This is a genomic window from Pseudomonas sp. P7758, from assembly GCF_013386485.1.
GTDB lineage: Bacteria > Pseudomonadota > Gammaproteobacteria > Pseudomonadales > Pseudomonadaceae > Aquipseudomonas.
In genome coordinates, this window is sequence record NZ_JACARS010000048.1 from 46,698 (window position 1) to 53,486 (window position 6,789).

At 60.1% G+C, this 6,789-nt stretch carries 6 protein-coding genes; 5 read left to right on the forward strand and 1 reads right to left on the reverse strand.

Annotated features, from left to right (window positions below; translation table 11 throughout):
* Positions 1–20: 20 nt before the first annotated feature.
* Together xthA and HX873_RS10590 are read left to right on the forward strand one after the other, a co-directional pair.
* Positions 21–833 carry an exodeoxyribonuclease III gene (gene xthA, locus HX873_RS10585; protein ID WP_003211800.1) on the forward strand — a complete coding sequence of 271 codons (813 nt, stop codon included), beginning with the start codon at positions 21–23 and terminating at the stop codon, positions 831–833.
* Between the two features lie 201 nt (positions 834–1,034).
* Entirely contained in the window at positions 1,035–2,375 is a 1,341-nt protein-coding gene (locus HX873_RS10590) for a substrate-binding domain-containing protein (protein ID WP_003211801.1), read from the forward strand.
* A 139-nt stretch (positions 2,376–2,514) separates the two neighbouring features.
* Here HX873_RS10590 and HX873_RS10595 read toward each other — a convergent pair whose 3' ends face one another.
* The gene (locus HX873_RS10595) at positions 2,515–3,744 is read right to left on the reverse strand and encodes an acyl-CoA dehydrogenase (RefSeq protein WP_003211803.1); all 1,230 of its coding nucleotides are present in this window, start codon (positions 3,742–3,744) and stop codon (positions 2,515–2,517) included.
* 150 nt (positions 3,745–3,894) lie between these two features.
* On the opposite strand from HX873_RS10595, the gene HX873_RS10600 reads away from it, so the two are divergent.
* From HX873_RS10600 to HX873_RS10610, 3 genes are all read left to right on the forward strand, one after another.
* Positions 3,895–4,824 carry a LysR family transcriptional regulator gene (locus HX873_RS10600; protein WP_003211805.1) on the forward strand — a complete coding sequence of 310 codons (930 nt, stop codon included), beginning with the start codon at positions 3,895–3,897 and terminating at the stop codon, positions 4,822–4,824.
* 67 nt (positions 4,825–4,891) lie between these two features.
* Complete coding sequence (locus HX873_RS10605; protein ID WP_102369517.1) at positions 4,892–5,290, forward strand: MerR family DNA-binding transcriptional regulator; 399 nt, start codon at positions 4,892–4,894, stop codon at positions 5,288–5,290.
* A gap of 12 nt (positions 5,291–5,302) precedes the next feature.
* Positions 5,303–6,202 (forward strand): hydroxymethylglutaryl-CoA lyase, encoded by a 900-nt coding sequence (locus HX873_RS10610; protein WP_177122655.1) that lies wholly within the window; start codon positions 5,303–5,305, stop codon positions 6,200–6,202.
* The last annotated feature ends 587 nt before the right edge of the window (positions 6,203–6,789 follow it).

The following is a 6,789-nucleotide window of genomic DNA, read 5'->3' on the forward strand; positions in this document are numbered from 1 at the left end:
GCCAGACTGGACCGCCGACCATGAAAATCGTGTCTTTCAATATCAACGGGCTGCGCGCCCGCCCTCATCAGCTGGCGGCACTGATCGAGAAACATCAGCCGGACGTGATCGGCCTGCAGGAAACCAAGGTCCACGACGACCAGTTCCCGCTGGATGAGATCAAGGCCCTCGGCTATCACGTGTATTACCACGGGCAGAAAGGCCACTACGGTGTTGCCCTGCTCTCGCGCCAGGAACCGCTGGCGCTGCACAAAGGCTTTGCCAGTGACGAAGAAGACGCCCAGCGCCGGTTTATCTGGGGCACCTTCGCCGACGCCAACGGCAACCCGATTACCATCATGAACGGCTATTTCCCACAGGGCGAAAGCCGCGACCACCCCACCAAGTTCCCGGCCAAGCAGCGCTTCTACGAGGACCTGCAAACCCTCCTGGAGTCGCAGTTCAGCAATGACCAGGCCGTGGTGGTGATGGGTGATGTGAATATTTCCCCGGAAGACTGCGACATCGGCATCGGTGCCGACAACGCCAAGCGCTGGCTGAAGACCGGCAAGTGCAGCTTCCTGCCGGAAGAACGCGAGTGGATGGCCCGCCTGAAGAACTGGGGCCTGGTGGACAGCTTCCGCCACCTCAACCCGGATGTGGCAGACCGCTTCAGCTGGTTCGATTACCGCAGCCGTGGTTTTGAAGACGAGCCAAAGCGCGGGCTGCGGATCGACGTGATCCTGGCTTCCCAGGGCTTGTTGCCCCGGGTAAAGGATGCCGGTGTGGACTACGACCTGCGCGGCATGGAAAAACCCTCCGATCATGCACCGATCTGGCTGGAATTGAGCTGACTTCTTAACAGCAGCGCCGTTAAATGTGGGAGCGGGCTTGCTCGCGAATACGGAGTGTCAGTCACCGGATACGTCGACTGACACTCCGTATTCGCGAGCAAGCCCGCTCCCACACTTTTTGACGGCGTGATGCCGGTCATATTGCTGAAACCTCTCTGACTTAATCTCGCGGCACTCCCTTTGGCTTGAGAAGGTGCCGGCATGATGCTGCGCGTTCTATCCCTGCTGGCCCTGCTCAGCGCATTTCCCCTCGCCGCTTTTTCCACCCCACTGCCCTTCCCCGAACATGGCCCGGCCTTGCGCATCCAGGGTTCCAATACCATCGGCGCGGCACTTGGCCCGGCGCTGGTCAAGGGGCTGATGGAGCAACAGGGGTTGCAAGCGGTGCACAGCGAGCCATCTGACCAGGCCAACGAACAGCACATCGTCGGCAAGACTCGCCAGGGCCAGAAGGTGACGGTGGAAGTGGCGGCCCATGGCTCCAGCACCGGGTTCGCAGCCCTGAAAAACGCCAGCGCCGACCTCGCGGCGTCTTCCCGGCCGATCAAGGACAGCGAACTGGTGGACCTCGAAGCCCTCGGCGACCTGAAAAGCCCCGACGCCGAACAGGTCATCGCCATTGACGGGCTGGCGATCATCCTCAACCCACGCAACCCGCTGGGGACGTTGAATACCGCGCAACTGGCGCAGATCTTCAGCGGCGAAGTCTCGACCTGGGAACAACTGGGCGGCATCGGTGGCCAAATTCACCTGTACGCGCGGGATGATCAATCCGGCACCTATGACACCTTCAAGGAACTGGTGCTCAGCCGGCGCGGCAAGTCGTTGGATGGCAGCGCCAAGCGCTTCGAATCCAGCGAGCAGTTGTCGGATGCTGTCAGCCATGACCCCCAGGGCATCGGTTTTATCGGATTGCCCTATGTGCGCCAGGCCAAGGCGGTGGCCATCGTCGATGGCGACTCGCAGCCGATGTTGCCGCTGAACAGTTTGATCGCCACCGAGGACTACCCACTGTCACGCCGGTTGTTCTTCTACCTGCCACCTGTTGCACAAAACCCCTGGGCCAAGGCCCTGGTGGACTTTGCACAAAGCAGCAAGGGCCAGGCGATCGTCGCCGCCAACGGTTTTATCGCACAGCAGGTGCAGGCCATGGCGGTGGAACCACGGGCGCCGATGCCCGGGGATTACCAGGCGATTGCCCGACAAGCGCAGCGCCTGACGGTGAATTTCCGGTTTGAGGAAGGCAGTGCCAGCCTCGACAACAAGGCGCGCCAGGACCTGATGCGGGTAGTGGCTTATATAAAGAGCCACGGCAAGCTGGACAAGCAGGTGACGCTGGTGGGGTTTGGGGATGCCAAGAGTGATGCGCAGCGGGCGGCGCTATTGTCGAAGTTGCGGGCGATGGCGGTGCGCCGGGAACTGGTTAAAAGCGGCGTGGTGCTGAGGGACATTCAGGGGTTCGGTGCCGAGATGCCAGTGGCGGCAAATACGGCGGATGAGGGACGGATCAAGAACCGGCGGGTGGAGGTCTGGGTGTATTGAGGACGCGGAGCGTCCGGGGCAGCATTCCCACGCAGAGCGTGGGAACGATCAACTGGCCTCATCGCGGCAAGCCCGGCTCCCACAGTTGGCTGCATTCCCCTGTGGGAGCTGGCTTGCCTGCGATGAAGACACCTCGGTTTTACTGCCCGCTGCGCATCATTTCCCGCGGCACATACTTGCCGATCTCGAATTTGCCGATTGCTGCGCGGTGCACTTCGTCCGGGCCATCGGCCAGGCGCAGGGTGCGCTGCATGGCGTACATGTAGGCCAGCGGGAAGTCATTGGATACGCCGGCGCCACCGTGGATCTGGATGGCGCGATCGATCACCCTCAACGCCACGTTCGGCGCCACCACCTTGATCTGGGCGATTTCGCTTTTCGCGACCTTGTTGCCCACGGTGTCCATCATGTAGGCAGCTTTCAGGGTCAGCAGGCGCGCCATGTCGATTTCCATCCGCGAGTCGGCGATCTTGTCGATATTGCCACCCAGGCGGGCCAGCGGCTTGCCGAAGGCGGTACGGCTGACGGAACGCTTGCACATCAGTTCCAGCGCGCGCTCGGCCATGCCGATGGAACGCATGCAGTGGTGAATACGGCCCGGACCAAGGCGCCCCTGGGCAATTTCAAAGCCCCGGCCTTCGCCCAGCAGGACGTTTTCGTACGGCACGCGGACGTTTTCAAACAGCACTTCGGCGTGGCCATGGGGTGCGTCGTCGTAGCCGAACACCGGCAGCGGGCGCACGATCTTCACACCGGGCGCATCCACCGGTACCAGGATCATCGAGTGCTGCTGGTGACGCGGCGCATCCGGGTTGCTCAGGCCCATGAAGATCAGGATCTTGCAGCGCGGGTCACAGGCGCCGGAGGTCCACCATTTTTTACCGTTGATCACCCACTCGTCGCCGTCGCGTTCTGCACGGGCGGCCATGTTGGTGGCGTCGGAGGAAGCCACGTCCGGCTCGGTCATGGCAAATGCCGAGCGGATTTCGCCGCGCAGCAGCGGTTCGAGCCAGCGCTGTTTTTGCTCTTCGTTGGCGTAGCGCACCAGCACTTCCATGTTGCCGGTATCCGGTGCCGAGCAATTGAACGGCTCCGGCCCCAGCAAGGAGCGGCCCATGATTTCGGCCAGGGGTGCGTATTCCAGGTTGGTGAGGCCGGCGCCCAATTCGGATTCCGGCAGGAACAGGTTCCACAGGCCTTCGGCTTTAGCCTTGAGCTTCAACTCTTCCATGATGGCGGTGGGCTGCCAGCGGTCACCTTCGGCAACCTGGCGTTCGAACACAGGCTCGGCCGGGTAGACGTAGGCATCCATGAACGCGGTGACGCGTTCACGCAGTTCCTGAACCTTGGGCGAATAGGCGAAATCCATGGGCAGCACCTTCTCAATGGAGGTTGTTGAGGTCATGAATCGATGCTAGAACAGCGTTGATAATTTACCTAGCCTATTCTCGGCGTGTATTAACATTCATCACCGATATATGATCGGCGTATGGACACCTAACAATAAGAGCGCAGCGAAATGAATCTGAGCAAGGTCGACCTCAACCTCTTCATCGTCTTTGACGCGATCTACACCGAAGCCAACCTGACCCGCGCCGGGCAGATTGTCGGGATTACTCAACCTGCGGTGTCGAACGCTCTGGCCCGCCTGCGGGAGACCTTCAACGACCCGCTGTTCGTGCGCACAGCCCAAGGCATGGTGCCCACACCCATGGCCCAGAACATCATTGGCCCGGTGCGTAACGCGCTGTCGCTGCTGCGGGTGTCGGTACAGGAAAGCCGGATCTTCAACCCGCAACAGGCGGCCAAGACCTACCGCATCAGCATGACCGACCTCACCGAAGCGGTGATTCTGCCGCCGCTGTTCCAGCGCCTGCGCCGCCTGGCACCGACGGTGGTAATCGAGAGCTTCCTGTCCAAGCGCCGGGAAACCACCAAAGAACTGGCGGCCGGTCGCCTGGACTTTGCCGTGGATGCGCCGCTCAACACCGACCCGCAAGTGCGCCACGTCAAGCTCATGGAAGACCGCTACGTGTGCGCCATGCGCAAGGGCCATCCGATGGCGGGCAAGGACAAACTGACGCTGGATGACTACCTGTCGCTGACCCACATTCATATCTCCAGCCGGCGCAACGGCCTGGGCCATGTCGACCTGGCGCTGGGCAAGATGGGCCTGCAACGCAAGATCGCCCTGCGCTCCCAGCACTACCTGATGGCCTCGCAGGTGCTGCAGCAAACCGACATGGTAATGACCGTGCCGGAGCGCTTCGCACGGCGCCATGAACTGCACTGGTTCAACCTGCCGGTGAATGATGTGCCGATGGTGGAAACCCATCTGTACTGGCATGAAAGCACCGACCAGGATCCGGCCAACCGCTGGATGCGCGAGCAGATGATCGAGTTGTGCCAGCAGGTGACGGCCCATGAGAAGAAGCTGGACAAACTGTAGGAGCGAGCTTGACGTTAACGTCAACCAGCCATTAGCTTAACGCTCAAGACACTCCTTGAGCGCCCTCATGAGCACGACCTACAGCATCTCCGACCTCGCCCGCGAGCTCGACATCACCACCCGCGCCATTCGCTTCTATGAAGAACAAGGCCTGCTGTCCCCGGAACGCCGGGGCCAGGAGCGCATTTATTCGCCCCGCGACAAAGTCAGCCTGAAGCTGATCCTGCGGGGCAAGCGCATCGGTTTTTCCCTGGCCGAGTGCCGGGAACTGATCGAACTCTACGACCCTACCAGCGGCAACCAGAAACAGCTGCACAGCATGCTGGCGAAAATCGCCGAGCGCCGCGAGCAGCTGGAACAACAGTTGCTCGACATCGAACAGATGAAGCTCGAACTGGACACCGCCGAAGAACGTTGCATCCAGGCGCTGGAACAGACCATTCAGGGCCAGGTTGGCCATTCATAAAAGGTAGCTGCCATGTCCCTCCCCTCTCATGTGCGCCTGGTGGAAGTGGGCCCCCGCGACGGCCTGCAGAATGAAGCGCAACCCATCAGCGTCGCCGACAAGGTGCAATTGGTGGACGCCCTGAGTGCCGCCGGCCTGGGTTACATCGAAGTCGGCAGTTTTGTGTCGCCCAAATGGGTACCGCAGATGGCCGGGTCGGCCGAGGTGTTTGCGCAGATCCAGCGCAAGCCGGGCGTGACCTATGGCGCGCTGGCGCCAAACCTGCGGGGTTTTGAAGATGCACTGGCGGCGGGCGTAAAAGAAGTGGCCGTATTTGCGGCGGCTTCCGAGGCGTTTTCCCAGCGCAATATCAACTGCTCCATCAGCGAAAGCCTGGAACGCTTCGTGCCGATCATGGACGCGGCCAGGCAGAATGGTGTGAGTGTGCGGGGTTATGTGTCGTGTGTGTTGGGTTGCCCTTATGAAGGTCAGGTCGCGCCGGAACAGGTCGCGGCAGTCGCTCGCGAGCTGTTCGCCATGGGCTGCTATGAGGTGTCCCTGGGCGACACGATTGGCACCGGCACTGCAGGCGCAACACGCCGGATGTTCGAGGTGGTCGGCGCGCAGGTGCCACGGGACAAGCTGGCCGGGCACTTCCATGACACCTATGGCCAGGCCATCGCCAATATCTACGCCAGCCTTGAGGAAGGTATCCAGGTGTTCGACAGCTCTATTGCGGGCCTCGGCGGGTGCCCCTATGCCAAGGGGGCCAGCGGTAACGTTGCCACTGAAGATGTGTTGTACCTGCTGAATGGCTTGGGCATCGAGACGGGTATCGACATGGACAAGCTGATTCTGGCGGGTCAGCAGACTTGTACGGTACTCGGCCGCCCCACCGGTTCGCGCGTGGCGAAGGCTCGCAGCGCCGGTTGAGTAGTGCGCTTGTGACGATGTGTTACCTCGCGGCTACACATCGGGTAACACGGGAACATATTTTGTCGCATTTCCTGAAGGAAATTTCTCGCCAAAAAATCAAGGCATTGATTTTAAAGGACTTTATAAAGTTGGCACGGCTTCTGCTATCTCTATTGCATAACAAGAATAAAAAGCACCAAACCTAATAAAAATAAGACGTAACGACTCTGACATAACAAAAACAACACGGCAGAGACGCAGCTAACAGATTTTTTTGGAGAAGATGTGCTTCGCAGGGTACGGCTTGCCGAAACCCGCAACCGGATAGAGAAGAACAAAAAACTACCTCAAGGTAGCTACCCACTGGTTGGATCGCGTGCGAAGAAGCAGATCAGCGCTCAAAAAAATACGTTTGCTCTTGACCCCGGATGGGGGTCGCCAAAAACAGCGGTAAAGGGCCACGGTTGCCAAAAACAACAATAGACCGCCCCTCAATAATAAAAAAAGAGCACGCAACGACAAATTAAAGGGGACCTTCGGGTCCCCTTTGTGCTTTCTCGGGGAAGGTGATTTGCGTGTATATCCGTTTTTTGGGTGATGGCTGA